Source organism: Streptomyces sp. NPDC048424 (genome assembly GCF_040651555.1).
Taxonomy (GTDB): domain Bacteria; phylum Actinomycetota; class Actinomycetes; order Streptomycetales; family Streptomycetaceae; genus Streptomyces.
In genome coordinates this window covers 146831-162440 of record NZ_JBEZKE010000007.1, presented here as the reverse complement: position 1 = coordinate 162440, position 15610 = coordinate 146831, and the positions used below count along the sequence as shown (strand labels likewise).

Genomic DNA, 15610 nt, shown 5'->3' with positions numbered 1-15610 from the left:
TCGTCGGAATGGCTTGATCGCGGCGGTGGTTGCGGGAGGTGGACTGGCGGTCGCGGGCGTGGGCGGCTTCGCCTACGCCGATGCGGACGCGGGCGGACGGGCCGAAGGCTCGCCGGGGCTGCTGTCCGGGAACCTGGTGCAGCTGCCCGTGCACGTCCCGGTGAACGTGTGCGGGAACACCGTGAGCGTGGTCGGCGTGCTCAACTCGGCCGCCGGGAACCGCTGTGCCAACGAGACACCGGGAGGCGGCGGCGGGCATCCCGGGCCGAGGGCCTCACATCCGTCGAAACCGGGAGCGGGAAACGGGGGAGGGGCCGTGGCCGAGGGGCGCGGAAAGGATTCGCCCGGGGTGCTGTCCGGCAACGGCCTGCAGCTTCCCGTCGAGCTTCCGCTGAACCTCAGCGGCAATTCCGTGAGCGTCGTCGGCGTCGGCAACTCCTCGCACGGCAACACCTCCGTCAACGGCGAGGAGCCCACCGGTGGCAAGCCCGTCCAGCCGCCCGTCACCGAAACGCCCGTCACCGAAACGCCCGTCACCGAACGGCCGGTCACCCCGCCCGCACCGCCGCGGCACACCGAGGCCCTCGCCCACACGGGGGCCGACGGCCTCGGATACCTGCTGCCCGGCAGCGGAGCGCTCCTCCTCGGCGGCGTCCTCCTCTACCGCCGCTTCCGCCTCAACTAGCCGCGGAACGCCACCCGTCGAGGATGGCGTCGATCCGCGCGGCCAGTCGGGCGCGGGCCGCGAAGCGGGGGACGCCCGCCATCAGCAGCGCGTCGTACTCGGTGTCGGTGTGCCGCACCGCCGCCCGCACCGCGACCGAGACCGCCGTCTCGTCGAGGGCCCGGCCGGCCGCGGTGCGGCCCACCCGGCCGCTGCCGCGCACCGAGGCGTGCAGGGCGATCGCCACCGCCCGGTCGGCCGGACACCCGGGGAACAGCCGCACTATCTCGGCGGCGAAGGCCGCCGTGAACCGGGTGTCCTCGGCCGCGCGGCGCAGCCGGTCTCGCTCCCGCCGGCGCGCCCGGGCCTCGGCGTCCGCGAGACAGTCGCGCTCCGCCCGGGCCAAGGCGGCGTCCTCGACGAGCAGCCCCAGCCGCTCGTACCGACGGCGGCGCTTGTGGAAGCGGACGACGACGGCCGAGAGCGAACTGGCCTCACGCGAACGGCGGGTGAGCGCGGCGTCCCCGCGCGGCAGGTAGACCAGGTGCCCCAGATCCGCGCAGTCCAGGCAGCGCGGCACGCCCGCCTCGCGCACGAGGTGCCGGAGCGGGCCCTGCCGGCACTCGGCGCAGTGGATCTGCTTCAGGGACTCGAACACCACCAGGCTCATACAGGTGTGATACCGCCGTAGGGGCCTCATATCACCTGGTGGGGAGGGGCGGTTGATGTTTCACCAACTCTTCCTGGATGCCGGGACGCCTTCTACGGTGGGGCCGTGGGCCGGGGGTCGGTCCACGGAGGAGGGCACATGGGTGGACGGCAGGCGACGACGGCACGGCCGGGCAGGGCACGTGGTGCCGCGGCCCCGTCGGGCCGGAAGATCGTCATCCCGCCCGGCGGCTGCACCGGCTGGCACTTCCACCGGGTCCGGCTGGACGCCGTGGTGCTGGCGGGGACCCTGACCCGGGTCCTGCACGACCGCACCGTCGAGGTGCATCGGGCCGGGACCACCTTCGTGGAACCCGCGGGCATCGGGCACATCCACCTGGGCCACAACCTCGGCACCGAACCGGTCGTGCTCTACGTGACCCCCGCGCTCCCCGAGGGAACGCCCTTCGCGATACCCACCCCGGCCCCGACGGGTGCCACCCCGGCGGACTGCCGCTCACACAAGCCGTCGTATCTCTCCGCGGACCCGGTAGAAGCCACCTGAGGCCGCGTGCAGCCCCTCCACCACGTACCGGGCGCCCGGCTCCCGTATCCCGCGCGGGAACTGCACGTTCCACGAGGGCTCGAAGCCGTCCGACACCACCTGCACCCGCATCCGGCCGCCCTGCTGGACGCACTCCACCACCACACCGCCGGCCGGCTCCGAGGCCACCACGGCCATCGAGACCGTCGCCACCGCCGAGGCCGAAGCGGCCGGGGTGAACACCGGCAGCGCCGCAGCCGACTTCACGTCCACCGCAGCCGGCACCGAGCCCTGCTGGGCCGCCGCGATCGCCTGCTCGCTCGCATCCACGCAGACCAGCGAACCGTCCGTGGTGACCAGGTACAGCCGCTCGTCCAGATACTGCATGGACAGCGCCGACCCGCTGCCCGTGCCCAGCTTCCACAGCCGCTGCCCGTCGGCGTCGAAGCAGTACACCGAGGAGGAGAGGTCGCCGGCGAAGACGTGCCGTCCGTCCGGTGAGGTCGCGCACGAGTACACCGCCGCGTCGCACCGGTAGGTGGCCTCCACCGCGCCCGTCGCCTTCGACAGCCGCTGCACGGTGTTCCGCCCGGTGCCCGCGTACACCGCGTGGTCCTCCTGCCAGCCGAACAGCACCGATCCGTTGGTCGCGGTGTGCCACAGCTCCCGGCCGCCGTCCGGGGCGTACGCCGTCACCCCCTTGCTGTGGCCGTGGTAGACGGCGTCCGCGTCCGCCCGGACCATCCACGCGTTGGAGCCGGCCGAGCGCCTCGACCACTGGAACTCGTCCTCGTGGTCGATGACCGTCAGCCCGCCGTTGCGGTCCGCGACGCTCAGGACGCCCTCGCGGATGTCGAGCCAGAAGATGTCCACGTCCTCCGCGATGTCGTACGCACCGAAGGGAACCTTCGACGACAGGTCGTACACCGTGCCGTCGTCACAACCCGCGTATATCCAGAACTCGTCCGCCACCAGGCACTTCACCCCGTCCGGCAGCGAATACCGGGCCAGCACCTCACCGCCGTGGCTCAGCGTGTAGACGTCGCCGGCCTGGTTGCCGACCCAGCAGCGGTCCTCGTCCACGTGGATCCCGAAAGCGGAGGAGCCCGTACGGAAACGCCACAGCACCGGGGCCACCGCCCGCGCCGTCGACGGCGCCGACGTCACCTGGCGGCGGGTCACCGAGCGGGCGGCGCGCTGCCCCCGCACCGCCGGGGCGTAGCCCTTGCGGACCTTCTCGCCGATCTTCTTCGCGGCGGCCGCCCGGGCCTTCTCGGCGGTCGGGAACGAAGAGCTCTGCAACTGGCCGTCCGCGCCGATCCGTCCGTACCGCACGGAGACGGCCGTGCCGTCGACGGTCACCTCGTAGAACTTGTGCGCCCCGCCGTCGTCCTGCGACAGCTCCAGGTACGTCGTCTCCCGAGCCATGACAAACCCCTCCCCGAAGGCCGGGCCGCCGGCTCCGTTTCCGCCGGTGATCCCTCGTGAAAAACGCTAAGTCCCACCACTGACAATGGGCCGGTGAAGTGGGAAGCGATCACATGGCAGCGGATGGCCGAGCGGCTCGCCGGTCACCTGGACGACCCTGAAAACCTGCCTGAGCAGGTCAGTTGGCAACGGGTGGGTATCGACGGCGCGCCGGCCGCCGGGACCGGCGTGCTCGCGGAGGAGCTCGCGGAGGCGTTGCGCAGGCGCGGACGGGCGGTGCTGGTGGTGGGGGCCGACGGGTTCCTGCGGCCCGCCTCCCTGCGCTTCGAGTTCGGGCGGCAGGACGTGGACCAGTACCTCGGCGGCTGGTACGACACGTCCGCGCTCTGGCGGGAGGTGTTCGGCCCGACGGACCCCGGCGGGAGCGGGCGGGTGCTGCCGGACCTGTGGAACCCGGTGACCGACAGGGCGACGCGCAGCCCGTACGTCGAACTCCCGCCCGGAGGGGTGCTGCTGGTGCACGGTCCGCTGCTGCTCGGGCAGTGGTTCCCCTTCGACCTGAGCGTCCACATCCGGCTGTCGCCGGGGGCGCTGGGCCGTCGGACGCAGGAGTCGGAGCGGTGGACGGTGGCGGCGTTCGCGCGGTACGAGGCGGAGGTGGACCCGGGGGCCGGCGCCGACGTGGTGGTGCGGGCCGACGATTCCAGGCATCCGGCGTGGACGGGGGTTCGGGGCCGCGGCCGGTGACGTGGGCGCGGGGCGGTGTCCTTCCGGGGGCGCTGCCCCCGCGCCCCCGCGCCTCAAACGCCGGCGGGGCTGAAAGATCGGGGCTCCGCCCCGGACCCTCCCCCAGACTCCGTCCGGGGACCCCCCCGCCTCAAACGCCGGCGGGGCTGGAGTGGCCCGGCGGGGCCGGAAGGGGCTCGTGGCTACGGGCGGCCGCCCGGGCGGGTTACCGAGAGGGCGGCGGTGCGGCAGCCGGCTCGGGTGGCTTCCGTGGGGTCCGCGCCCTGGAGGCGGGCGGCGAGGAAGCCGCCGGTGAAGGCGTCTCCGGCGCCCGTGGAGTCCACCGCCTCGGCCGGCTCGGCGGCGACCTCGGCGGTGATCCGGCCGTGCTCGGCGACCAGCGCGCCGGCCGAGCCCAACGTCACCACCACCAGCGGTATCCGCCGGCTGAGCTCCACCGCCGCGCGGGCCACCCCGGCCGGCTCCGGCAGCCCGGCCAGCAGCCGGGCCTCGTCCTCGTTGGGCAGCAGGACCTCCGCCCCCGCCACCGAGTCCAGGAAGCGCCGCGGGCCCAGGGCGGCCAGGAATCCGGCCGAGGCGGGGTCCACGCTCACCGGCACCCCCCGGGTCCGGGCCGCCCGCAGCGCGACCAGGGCGAGCTCCCGGCTGCTGTCGGCGAAGAACAGGTAGCCGGACAGGTGGAGGTGGGCCGCCCCGTCCAGCAGCGACGGGGCCCAGTCGGCGGGGCACAGCCGCAGCGAGGCCCCGCTGTCGGTCAGGAACGTGCGTTCCGCGTCCTTGCCGACCAGTGCGACCACCGTCCCGGTCGGCTCCTCCGGGTCGATCACCAGCCGCGGCCGCACCCCCGCGTCCACCAGCGCGCGTTCGTGCCACCGCGCCGACTCGCTGCCCACCCGCGCCAGGAGGCGCACCTCCGCGGTCCCCGTACGGGCCGCCCAGCAGGCGGCGTTGGCTCCGGCGCCGCCCGGCAGGGTGCGGATGCGGGCGGCCGTGTCCGTGGCCGGGGCGAGCGGTTCCGGGTGTATCGCCACCACGTCCGTCACCACGTCCCCGACGACGACCAGCGCTCCCGGCGCGCTCATGCCCGGGCCGCCCAGGCCCCCGCGATCCGGGCTCCGAGCCGCACGTTGCCGCGTACCGCCGCCAGGTTGGCCTCCAGCGAGGCGCCATCGGTGGCCCGCACCAGGAACCCCAGCAGGAACGGTGTCACCGCCTGCCCCGTGATCCCCCGTTCGCGGCATTCCGCGAGCGCCTCCGCCAGCACCCGGTCGTGCAGCTCCGGGTCCAGCTGCTCCGCCTCGGCCACCGGATTGGCCACCAGCAGCGCCGACTCCGTTCCGCCCAGCGCGTCCTGAGCGGCCATCACCGCCGCGACCTCCTCGGGCCGGTGCACCGTCCAGTCCACCGGTTCGCCGGAATCGGCCAGGTAGAACCCCGGGAAGCGGTCGGTCCCGTACCCGAGCACCCCGACCCCCAGCGTTTCCAGCCGCTGCAGCGTGGCCGGCACGTCCAGGATCGACTTCACCCCCGCGCACACCACCGTGATCCGCGTCCGCGCCAGCAGCGCGAGGTCCGCCGACTCGTCCTGCGTCTGCGCCCACTCCCGGTGTACGCCGCCCAGCCCGCCCGTGGCGAAGACCCGCAGGCCCGCCCGCGCGGCCAGGAAAGCCGTCGCGGACACCGTCGTCGCGCCGGTCGCCCGCGCCGCCAGCGCGGGGGCCAGGTCCCGGTGGCCGAGCTTGCGCACGCCGTCGCCGCCCGCGATCCGCTCCAGCTGGGCCTTGTCCAGGCCCGCGTACGGCACGCCGTCCACGACCGCCACCGTCGCCGGAACCGCACCCTCCGCGCGGACCAGCGCCTCCAGTTCGAGTCCCACGGCCAGGTTGCGGGGGCGGGGCAGGCCGTGCGCGAGGATGGTCGACTCCAGGGCCACCACGGGCTTGCCCCGGACGAGCGCGTCGCGTACCTCTTCCGACAGGACCGGTCCGTCCGACAAGGGTGCAGTTGCTGTGTGCTGTGACATGTCCCCATCCATGGCACGGGATTGACGCCCCCAAACGCACTCCCGCCACACCCGTCCCAACCTGTCCGAGTAGCGTTCCCCCATGGACACGCGCGGGTTCTACGACGAGCTGGCCGACCGCTACGACCTCCTGTACGCGGACTGGAACGCCTCCGTCGCCCGGCAGGGCCGGGCCCTCGACACCCTCCTCACCACCGCGCTGGGCCCCGGACCGCACACCGTCCTCGACAACGCCTGCGGCATCGGCACCCAGGCGCTGGGCCTCGCGGCCCTGGGCCACCGGGTCACCGGGACCGATCTGAGCCCCGCCTCCGCGGCCCGCGCCGCCCGGGAGGCAGCCGGCCGGGGACTCGACCTGCCCGTCGCGGCCGCCGACATGCGGGCCCTGCCCTTCGCGGACGCCTCCTTCGACGCCGTGGTCTGCGCCGACAACGCGCTGCCGCACCTGCTCACCGCTCCGGACGTGCGCGCCGCGCTGGCCGAAACCCGGCGGGTCCTGCGCCCGGGCGGACTGCTGCTGCTCTCCACCCGCCCGTACGGGGAACTGCGCCGGTCCCGCCCGCAGAGCGAGGCACCGCACGTGCGCACCGGCCCCGAGGGGCGGACCATCACCTTCCAGCTGTGGCACTGGCACGCGGACGGGGAACGCTACGACCTGGAGCTCTTCCAGCTGCTGCCGACCGGCGACACCTGGACCACGCGGACGTCGAGCGTGACGTACTGGGCACTGCCGCAGGAGCGGACCGCCGAGTTCGCCCGGGAGGTCGGCCTGCGCGACCCGATCTGGCACGCGCCGGCGGACACCGGGTTCCACCAGCCGGTCCTCACCGCCAACCGTCCGCCGCCCGGTTCCGGCTGACTGGACAGGGTGACTCGTGGGCCCGGCCGTTCCTGGACGCTGTGGTCACCGCGCCGCGGGGGCCGGCCGGTCTAGGCTGGCGCGCCATGAGCACCATTGATCACTCCGCCGCCCCCGCCTCCTTCTCCGTCTCCGTCGCGGACGTGGAACTGGAGCCCGAGGACCTCGACCCCGACCAGATCGTCTCCGGGGAGCCCGTCGTGACGGGCAAGGTGCTCTGGGAGTCGCCGGACGGCAGCCAGGTGCGCGGGATCTGGCAGATCACCCCGGGCGTGGTCACCGACACCGAGGCCAACGAGCTGTTCGTGGTGGTCAGCGGCCGCGCCACCGTCGAGGTCGAGGGCGGCGAGACCCTGGAGGTGGGCCCCGGCTCCGCCTGCGTCCTGCGCGAGGGCGACAAGACCACCTGGACCGTGCACGAGACGCTCCGCAAGGCCTATCACATCAGCTACTGAGGCCGGGGCCCCTCAGCCGGTGGCGCCCTTCGCGGCGACGGGGTGGCGGCGCGCGGTGAACAGGGCGAGCGCCGCCATCGGCAGCAGCAGCGCGGCGCCGACGGCGTTCAGCCAGCCGTAGCCCGCCTGGGACATGACCAGGCCGGCGGCCGCGCCGCCCACCCCCGCGGCCGCGTTCATCGTGAGGTCGCTCAGGCCCTGTACGGCGGCCCGCGCGGGCTGCGGCACCGAGTCGGTCAGCAGGGCCGAACCGGACACCATCCCGGCGGACCAGCCGAGCCCGAGCAGGAAGAGCCCGAGCACGCTCCGGCCGTGGCTGGGCCCGGCCGTCCCGGCGAGCAGCGCGGCGACCGACAGGAGGCCGGCGGCCAGGCCGATCACGGACAGCCGTCCGAGCCGGTCCGCGAGCCATCCCATCAGCGGGGAGAAGGCGAACATGCCCGCGATGTGAATGCTGATGACCAACCCGATGAGCTCCAGGCCGGCGCCGTGGTGGCCCAGGTCCATCGGGGTCATCACCATGATCGAGACCATGACGGTGTGCGACACGGCGACGGTGACGAGCGCCAGGCGGGCCCGCGGGGAGGCCTTGACGGCCGCGAACCCGGCGCGCAGCGAGCGGCCCTCGCGGGTCTGCTCCGCCGGAGCGGCGAGCGCCCGGGCCGTCAGCAGCGGGTCGGGGCGCAGGAGTACGCCGATCAGCGTGCCGGTGAGCAGGAAGACGACGGCGGCCCACACGAAGGGCCCCGCCGTCTCGGGTATCGCGGTCCCGGCGAAGCTGCGGCTGGCCGGCGCGGAGAGGTTGGGGCCGAGCACCGCGCCGAGGGTGGACGCCCACACGACGACGGAGATCGCCCGGGCCCGCCGGTCCGGCGCGGCGAGGTCCGCGGCGGCGAACCGGGCCTGCAGGTTGGCGGAGGAGGCGGCGCCGAAGGCGGCCATGCCGAGCAGCAGCAGCGGGAAGTTCCGGATCGTCGCGGCGAGGACGACCAGTCCCGCTCCGACGGCGCCGATCGCGTAGGCGAGGACCAGGCCGGGGCGGCGGCCGCGCGCGGTCATCAGGGCGGCGAGCGGCAGCGAGACCAGGGCGGTGCCGATCACCGCGGCGGTGGAGGCGAGGCCGGACATCGCCTCGGTGCCGCTGATCTCGGTGGCGAGCACCGGGGCCAGGGCGATGCTGATGGGCACGCCGAGGCCGCCGAGGATCTGGCCGGCGATGAGGACCCGGGAGGTGCGCCGCTGCAGCCGGGCCACGTCCGGGAGGCCGAGCGGCGGAGCCGGCCGGTCCGTGCCGGGGGAGGCCGTCATGCCGCACCCCGCTTCCGCGGGTGCGTGACGCGGGGCCCGGAGGGCGCGGAGGAGCCGGGTGCGGCGGCGGCAGTAGTCACCGCCGCAGTGTGCCACCCCTTACGCTCCGGCGGAACCGTCCCTGCGTACCGGCCGGCCCGCAGGTCAGGACCTCCCTCAGAACAGCGGCTGCGGAAGCACGCCCTCCAGTGCGAGCAGCTGCCGTTTGGCCTCCACCCCGCCGCCGAACCCCCCGATGCCCCCGTCGTTCTCCACGACCCGGTGGCAGGCCACCACCAGCGGCAGCGGATTCGAGCCCATGGCGTTGCCCACGGCCTGGGCGGCGCCGGGCTGTCCGGCGCGGGCGGCCAGTTCCCCGTAGCCGACGACGGATCCGTACGGCACGGTACGGTCCAGCTCCTGGAGCACCTGCCGGTTGAAACCGGAGCTGAGGCGCCAGTCCAGCGGCAGCTCGAAGCGCCGCAGCGTGCCGGCGAAGTACGCCGTGAGCTGGCGTATGGGCTCGGCCAGCAGGACCTCCTCGCCCGGCGCGGGACGGCGGGCGTCGGCGCCCAGCCGGGAGACGAGCGGGCCGATCATCTTCTCGACCCGGTCCGGGGTGGCATGGAACTCGACCCGGACCAGACCCTCCGGGGTCGCGGCCAGGAGCAGGGGGCCGATGTCGCTGGCGACGACGGTCCATTCGAGGTGCGGCCCGCGGGGCCGCTCGGTGGTGTCCACGCCTCCACCGTACGGCTCCCCCCTGACAACGCCGGCCGCTTCGGTCACATCGCCCGCATCACCCACATCATCCGCATCGCCCGCATCACCCACGCCCGCCGTGGCACGGCGGCCGGCTCAGAACCCGTCTACCGCCTCCTGCACCACGTCCGGGGCGTTGGTGATGATCCCGTCCACGCCCATGTCCTGGACCTTCCGCGCGGTCGCCGCGTCGTCCACGATCCAGGTGTCCACCTCCATGGCCTTGCCGTGGGCCCCCAGCAGGCCGTGCACCGCCGCGACCCAGTCGGCCGAGATCGTGGTGTGCCACGGGTTGATCCGGTCGGTGAACTCCGCGTACACCGGCAGGTCCGCCACGGTGGGGGTGCCCAGGAAGGCCGTCAGCAGGTCAGGGCGCAGCCGGTGCACGATCCGCACGCTGTCGGCGCTGAAGCTCTGCACGACCAGGCGCTGGCTCACGTGCCGCTCGTCGAGCCAGCCGGCCTCGTCCAGCACCTTCAGGGTCTGCTCCTCGATCCCCGGGTAGAGCTCCGGCTTCTTGATCTCCAGCAGCAGTTTCTGCTGGTTGCGCTGGACCCGGCCGAGGTACTGGCGCAGGGTCGGCACGCGGGCGCCCGCGTACTCCTCGCCGAACCAGCTGCCCGCGTCCAGCCGGGCGATCTCGGCCGCCGTGAAGTCCTTGACCTTCCAGGGGGAGCGGCCCGGGAACACCTGCTCGACGTTCGTGGTCCGGGCCAGGGTGTCGTCGTGGATCACCACCAGCTCGCCGTCCCTGGTGCGCTGCACGTCGTTCTCGACCCAGTCGAAGCCCAGCCGCATGGCCAGGTCGATCGCGGCCAGGGTGTTCTCCGGGGCGTACGCCGAGGCCCCCCGGTGGGCGTACACGACGGGTTCCCCCAGCGCCGCCCGGTCGGTGGCGGAGCCGGGGCCGGTGGCGGCGTACGAGGCCGTCCCGCCCAGCAGCGTGAGGGTGAAGCCCAGGAATGCGGCGGCGGCCGCGGCGGCGGGTCGGACGTACATGTGCGTTCTCCTCGGGTCGTGAGCCCTGTTCCTGCGTCAGACTGGTGCGGAGCGGCAGACGTTGTGGCGATGCACTTCACGGCGATCATGGGGTTGAAGATCACCGAGCCGCCACCGAACTACGACAAACGGACCAGAGCGAATGACGGGGCCGCCGGGCGTCCGGAGCCGCCGGAGCGCGCCGCTGCCCGGCGGGGATGCGTGAGTGTCAGTGGGGGGTCGTACGGTTGACTCATGCGGCCCGTATCGAAGATCGAACGCACGGTGGCGCCTTTCGAGGTCGTCAGCCCGTACCAGCCCAGCGGCGACCAGCCGGCGGCCATCGCCGACCTGGAGAAGCGCATCCGCGCAGGTGAGAAGGATGTCGTCCTGCTGGGTGCGACCGGCACCGGCAAGTCGGCGACCACCGCCTGGATGATCGAGAAGCTTCAGCGCCCCACCCTGGTCATGGCGCCGAACAAGACGCTCGCCGCCCAGCTGGCGAACGAGTTCCGCGAGCTCCTGCCGAACAACGCCGTCGAGTACTTCGTCTCGTACTACGACTACTACCAGCCCGAGGCGTACGTACCGCAGTCGGACACGTACATCGAGAAGGACTCCTCGATCAACGAGGAGGTGGAGCGGCTGCGCCACTCGGCGACCAACTCGCTGCTGACCCGGCGCGACGTGATCGTCGTCGCCTCCGTGTCCTGCATCTACGGCCTCGGCACCCCGCAGGAGTACGTCGACCGGATGGTCTCCCTCAAGGTCGGCGAGGAGATCGACCGGGACCAGCTGCTGCGCCGCTTCGTCGACATCCAGTACACGCGCAACGACGTGGCCTTCACCCGCGGCACCTTCCGGGTGCGCGGCGACACCATCGAGATCTTCCCGGTCTACGAGGAACTGGCCGTCCGGATCGAGATGTTCGGCGACGAGATCGAGGCCCTCTCCACCCTCCACCCGCTGACCGGCGAGGTCATCAGCGAGGACCGCGAGCTGTACGTCTTCCCCGCCAGCCACTACGTCGCCGGCCCCGAGCGCATGGAGAAGGCGATCAACGGCATCGAGGCCGAGCTGGCCGAGCGCCTCGCCGAGCTGGAGAAGCAGGGCAAGATGCTGGAGGCGCAGCGGCTGCGCATGCGCACCACGTACGACCTGGAGATGATGCGGCAGATCGGGTCCTGCTCCGGCATCGAGAACTACTCGCTGCACATGGACGACCGCGAGCGCGGCTCCGCGCCGAACACCCTCATCGACTACTTCCCGGAGGACTTCCTCCTGGTCATCGACGAGTCGCACGTGACCGTGCCGCAGATCGGCGCCATGTACGAGGGCGACGCCTCCCGCAAGCGGACCCTGGTCGACCACGGCTTCCGGCTGCCGTCCGCCCTCGACAACCGTCCGCTGAAGTGGGAGGAGTTCCAGGAGCGCATCGGCCAGACCGTCTACCTGTCCGCGACCCCCGGAAAGTACGAGCTCTCGCGCGGAGACGGCTTCGTCGAGCAGATCATCCGCCCCACCGGCCTCATCGACCCCGAGGTCGTGGTCAAGCCCACCGAGGGACAGATCGACGACCTGGTCCACGAGATCCGGCAGCGGGTGGAGAAGGACGAGCGGATCCTGGTCACCACCCTCACCAAGAAGATGGCCGAGGACCTCACCGACTACTTCCTGGAGCTCGGCATCCAGGTCCGCTACCTGCACAGCGACGTGGACACCCTGCGCCGCATCGAGCTGCTGCGCGAGCTGCGGGCCGGCGAGTACGACGTCCTGGTCGGCATCAACCTGCTCCGTGAGGGCCTCGACCTGCCCGAGGTGTCCCTGGTGGCGATCCTCGACGCCGACAAGGAGGGCTTCCTGCGCTCCGGGACCTCTCTGATCCAGACCATCGGCCGCGCGGCGCGCAACGTCTCGGGCCAGGTCCACATGTACGCGGACAAGATGACCCCGGCGATGGAGAAGGCCATCGACGAGACCAACCGGCGCCGGGAGAAGCAGATCGCCTACAACACGGCGAACGGCATCGACCCGCAGCCGCTGCGCAAGAAGATCAACGACATCGTCGCCACGATCGCCCGCGAGGAACTCGACACCGAGCAGCTCCTCGGCACCGGATACCGGCAGGGGAAGGACGGCAAGGGGGCCAAGGCGCCGGTGCCGGCGCTCGGCGGCCGGGCCGCCGCCCAGGCCAAGGCGGGCGGCAAGGGCGCGAAGGGGGCCAAGGCGGCCAAGGGCGCCGAGGTGCTCACCGACCGGCCCGCCGAGGAGCTGGCCGCGCTCATCGAGCAGATGACCGAACGCATGCGCGGGGCGGCCGCGGAGCTGCAGTTCGAGGTCGCGGCCCGGATCCGGGACGAGGTGGGCGAGCTGAAGAAGGAGTTGCGGCAGATGAAGGAAGCGGGCCTCGCCTGACCCGGAGCGGGTCAGTAGGGTTGAATCACAGCCGCAGGTACACCCTGCGCGCCCGTTAATGGGGCGGGCCATGGAGAGGGGACAGCACGTGACGGTCAATATGACCAAGGGTCAGGCCATCAGTCTGCAGAAGGCGGACGGGGGCACGCTGACCGCGGTCCGGATGGGCCTCGGCTGGCAGGCGGCGAAGCGCCGCGGACTGTTCGGCTCGCGGACGCGGGAGATCGACCTCGACGCCTCGGCCGTGCTCTTCGCCGACAAGCAGCCGGTGGACGTCGTGTTCTTCCGTCACCTGCAGAGCGACGACGGCTCCGTCCGGCACACCGGTGACAACCTCGTCGGCGGCGTCGGCCAGGGCGGGGACGACGAGGCGATCCTCGTCGACCTCCAGCGCGTGCCGGTCCACATCGACCAGATCGTCTTCACGGTGAACTCCTTCACCGGCCAGACGTTCCAGGAGGTGCAGAACGCGTTCTGCCGCATCGTCGACGAGACCAACGGCCAGGAGCTGGCCCGCTACACCCTCGACGGCGGCGGTCAGTACACCGCGCAGATCATGGCGAAGGTGTCCCGCGTGGGCGCCGGCTGGCAGATGACGGCCCTCGGAAACCCGGCCAACGGCCGCACCTTCCAGGACCTCATGCCGGCGATCCTGCCGCACCTGTAGCAGTACCGGACGAGACGAAGGCACGAGAGAAGAAGGCACGGGGGAGGGGCTGCACGATGACGGCCGAACTGGTCCGGGGGCAGAACCACCCCGTGTCCCACAGCCGGGTGGAGATCAGGGTCTCGGCGGGCACAGCCGTGCTCGCCCTGGCCTCGCTCGCCGACGAACAGGGCCGGTTCGCCGGCGACGCGGTACTGGCCCACCCGGGGGCCAGGTCCCTCCCCGGCGTGCAGGCGCCCGGGGAGCTCGCCGACCGGCACACCTTCGCCGTCGACCTCGACGCGGTCGCGGCGGACGTCCACCGGGTCGGCGTGCTGCTCGTCCTGCCGCCCGGCGGCCCGGCGCGCTTCGGCTCCGTCCCGGCCTCCCACGTGGCCGTGGCCGACCCGGCGGGCGCCGAGCTGGCCGGCTACACCCTGACCGGGCTGGACGCCGAGACCGCCGTCGTCGCCTTGGAGCTGTACCGGCGCCAGGGCGCCTGGAAGGTCCGCGCCGTGGGCCAGGGCTACGCCGACGGCCTCGGCGCCCTGCTGACCGACGGCGGACTGCCCGCGGCGGACGCCGCCGCCCTGGCCGCCGCCGCGCTGCGCACGGCCGCCCCGGCCGCGCAGGGCGACGCCACGCTCGCGGCCCTGCGGACCCTGGCCGGTGACCTGCGCGCCCCGCAGACCCCGGACCAGAACCCCGCCCAGGGCCCCGCGGCCGCCCCCGAGCCGCCCGACCCGATCCCCGTCTCCGGGGTCCCGTACGCCGGTACGCCCGGGCCCGCGCCCGCCGGCGACACCGGGGGCTCGCCGCCCACCATCAACTACGCGCACCCGCGGCGCCGCCGCACCAGCACCGAGCCGCCCGAGCCGGCGCCGCGGGCCGCCGCGGCGCAGGAGCCCGGACAGCCGCCGCGGCCGGTCGCCGGGGACGCCAGCGGCTGGTCCATGGAGGAGCGCCTCTACAACCAGGTCTGGGGCATGTTCGAGGACCTGGCCCGCACGGTGGCCGCCTACCGCAGCGCCGTGGAATTCGCCGACTCCCGCATGGACCGCGAGCTCGACGAGGCCCTCTCCGACCCGCGCCACCGCCTCGGCGGCTCCGGCGGCGCCGCCCGCGACACCGCCCGGGCCCGCCGCGAGGAGCTCGTCGCCCAGGCCCAGGCCGTCCTCGACCGGGACCTCGCCCAGCTGATCGCCGAGTCGGAGGTGGTCGAGCCCGCGCTGCCGGCCGCGTACGCCCGCTGGGGCAACCCGGTCTGGCACGACAGCCGGGCGACCGCGCCGCCCGAGGAGAACCCGCTGGCGCTGCGCCTGGGCGACCTCTCCCTGCCCGAGCGCCCCGACCTGCGGATCCCCATGCTGATGAGGGTCCCGCTGGAGCGCGGGATCTGGATCGACAACGGCCGTACCGGTTCCGAGGCCGCGATGGCCATGGACACCGACCGGCTGCGCCGGGCCGCCATGGACATGGCCGTCGCGCACGCGGTGCGGCTGCTCGCGGTCCACCCCGCCGACCGGTTCTCCGTCCACGTCATCGACGCGGCCGGGGCGGGCACCGCCTCCCTGGCGCCCCTCGTCCGCGCCGGGGTGCTGGCCGGACCGCCCGCCGCGGGGGCCCACGGGGTCACCGAGACGCTGGCGCGCCTCACCCGGCGGGTGGACCTCGTACAGATGGCGCTGCGGGCCGGCGCGCCCGAGGACCTGCCCCCGGACGTGGACACGGCCGAGCAGCTGCTGGTCGTGCACGACTTCCCGCACGGTTTCGACGACCGCGCCGTCACCCAGCTGCGGTACCTCGCCGACGAGGGCCCGGCGGTCGGCGTGCACCTGCTGATGGTCGCCGACCGCGACGAGGCCTCGGCCTACGGGCCGCTGCTGGATCCGCTGTGGCGCTCGCTGATGCGGCTGTCGCCGGTCCCGGACAGCCACCTCGCCGATCCCTGGGTCCACCACGCCTGGACCTTCGAACCGGACCTTCCGCCGCAGGGCAGCCGGGTCCTCGAACAGGCCTTGGACCGGGTGGCGGAGGCGCGGCGCACTACCCGCCCGTGACCATCACTTGGCATTCCCTTTACCTTTTCGGCCCTTGATGGGTATGCTCGTGTGTGCGGAGGGGAGTATTCCTGCTTTCCTGCTACGGCGTACC

Annotated in this window: 15 protein-coding genes; 8 read left to right on the top strand and 7 right to left on the bottom strand. The window is 73.4% G+C overall.

Features of this window, described 5'->3' with window-relative positions; translation table 11 throughout:
• Positions 1–25 precede the first annotated feature (25 nt).
• On the top strand, positions 26–685 hold the full coding sequence (locus AB0D29_RS12850; RefSeq protein WP_362853810.1) for a chaplin: 660 nt from the start codon (positions 26–28) through the stop codon (positions 683–685).
• On the opposite strand, the gene AB0D29_RS12845 is transcribed toward AB0D29_RS12850, so the two are convergent.
• Entirely contained in the window at positions 678–1334 is a 657-nt protein-coding gene (locus AB0D29_RS12845) for a DUF2293 domain-containing protein (protein WP_362853808.1), read from the bottom strand. The genes AB0D29_RS12850 and AB0D29_RS12845 overlap by 8 nt on opposite strands.
• 138 nt (positions 1335–1472) lie before the next feature.
• Here AB0D29_RS12845 and AB0D29_RS12840 point away from each other — a divergent pair, with 138 nt between their 5' ends.
• Entirely contained in the window at positions 1473–1877 is a 405-nt protein-coding gene (locus AB0D29_RS12840) for a cupin domain-containing protein (protein WP_362853806.1), read from the top strand.
• Here the strand turns inward: AB0D29_RS12840 and AB0D29_RS12835 are convergent.
• On the bottom strand, positions 1830–3284 hold the full coding sequence (locus AB0D29_RS12835; protein WP_362853805.1) for a WGR domain-containing protein: 1455 nt from the start codon (positions 3282–3284) through the stop codon (positions 1830–1832). The two genes, AB0D29_RS12840 and AB0D29_RS12835, sit on opposite strands and share 48 nt — an antisense overlap.
• A 93-nt stretch (positions 3285–3377) precedes the next feature.
• Between AB0D29_RS12835 and AB0D29_RS12830 the strand changes: the two genes are divergently transcribed.
• Positions 3378–4031 carry a uridine kinase gene (locus AB0D29_RS12830; RefSeq protein ID WP_362853803.1) on the top strand — a complete coding sequence of 218 codons (654 nt, stop codon included), beginning with the start codon at positions 3378–3380 and terminating at the stop codon, positions 4029–4031.
• Between the two features lie 182 nt (positions 4032–4213).
• Here the strand turns inward: AB0D29_RS12830 and AB0D29_RS12825 are convergent, their stop codons facing one another.
• Together AB0D29_RS12825 and AB0D29_RS12820 are read right to left on the bottom strand one after the other, a co-directional pair.
• Positions 4214–5113, bottom strand: coding sequence for a PfkB family carbohydrate kinase (locus AB0D29_RS12825; protein ID WP_362853802.1), 900 nt, complete (start codon positions 5111–5113; stop codon positions 4214–4216).
• Positions 5110–6054, bottom strand: a complete 945-nt coding sequence (locus AB0D29_RS12820) for a pseudouridine-5'-phosphate glycosidase (RefSeq protein ID WP_362853800.1) — start codon at positions 6052–6054, stop codon at positions 5110–5112. The genes AB0D29_RS12825 and AB0D29_RS12820 overlap by 4 nt, the downstream gene beginning before the upstream one ends.
• Before the next feature lie 82 nt (positions 6055–6136).
• On the opposite strand from AB0D29_RS12820, the gene AB0D29_RS12815 reads away from it, so the two are divergent.
• Positions 6137–6913, top strand: a complete 777-nt coding sequence (locus AB0D29_RS12815) for a class I SAM-dependent methyltransferase (protein ID WP_362853798.1) — start codon at positions 6137–6139, stop codon at positions 6911–6913.
• Positions 6914–6999: 86 nt separating this feature from the next.
• Positions 7000–7368 carry a cupin domain-containing protein gene (locus AB0D29_RS12810; RefSeq protein WP_362853797.1) on the top strand — a complete coding sequence of 123 codons (369 nt, stop codon included), beginning with the start codon at positions 7000–7002 and terminating at the stop codon, positions 7366–7368.
• Between the two features lie 12 nt (positions 7369–7380).
• On the opposite strand, the gene AB0D29_RS12805 is transcribed toward AB0D29_RS12810, so the two are convergent.
• From AB0D29_RS12805 to AB0D29_RS12795, 3 genes are all read right to left on the bottom strand, one after another.
• On the bottom strand, positions 7381–8676 hold the full coding sequence (locus tag AB0D29_RS12805; RefSeq protein WP_362853795.1) for an MFS transporter: 1296 nt from the start codon (positions 8674–8676) through the stop codon (positions 7381–7383).
• A 156-nt stretch (positions 8677–8832) separates the two neighbouring features.
• Positions 8833–9396 (bottom strand): methylated-DNA--[protein]-cysteine S-methyltransferase, encoded by a 564-nt coding sequence (locus AB0D29_RS12800; RefSeq protein WP_362853794.1) that lies wholly within the window; start codon positions 9394–9396, stop codon positions 8833–8835.
• Between the two features lie 117 nt (positions 9397–9513).
• Entirely contained in the window at positions 9514–10416 is a 903-nt protein-coding gene (locus AB0D29_RS12795; protein ID WP_362853792.1) for a glycerophosphodiester phosphodiesterase family protein, read from the bottom strand.
• A 234-nt stretch (positions 10417–10650) separates the two neighbouring features.
• On the opposite strand from AB0D29_RS12795, the gene uvrB reads away from it, so the two are divergent.
• From uvrB to AB0D29_RS12780, 3 genes are all read left to right on the top strand, one after another.
• Positions 10651–12810: an excinuclease ABC subunit UvrB gene (uvrB, locus tag AB0D29_RS12790; RefSeq protein WP_362853791.1), complete on the top strand. Its 2160-nt coding sequence runs from the start codon at positions 10651–10653 to the stop codon at positions 12808–12810.
• An 88-nt stretch (positions 12811–12898) separates the two neighbouring features.
• Positions 12899–13477 carry a TerD family protein gene (locus AB0D29_RS12785; RefSeq protein ID WP_030720460.1) on the top strand — a complete coding sequence of 193 codons (579 nt, stop codon included), beginning with the start codon at positions 12899–12901 and terminating at the stop codon, positions 13475–13477.
• A 56-nt stretch (positions 13478–13533) separates the two neighbouring features.
• Positions 13534–15516, top strand: a complete 1983-nt coding sequence (locus AB0D29_RS12780) for a TerD family protein (RefSeq protein WP_362853789.1) — start codon at positions 13534–13536, stop codon at positions 15514–15516.
• Positions 15517–15610 lie beyond the last annotated feature (94 nt).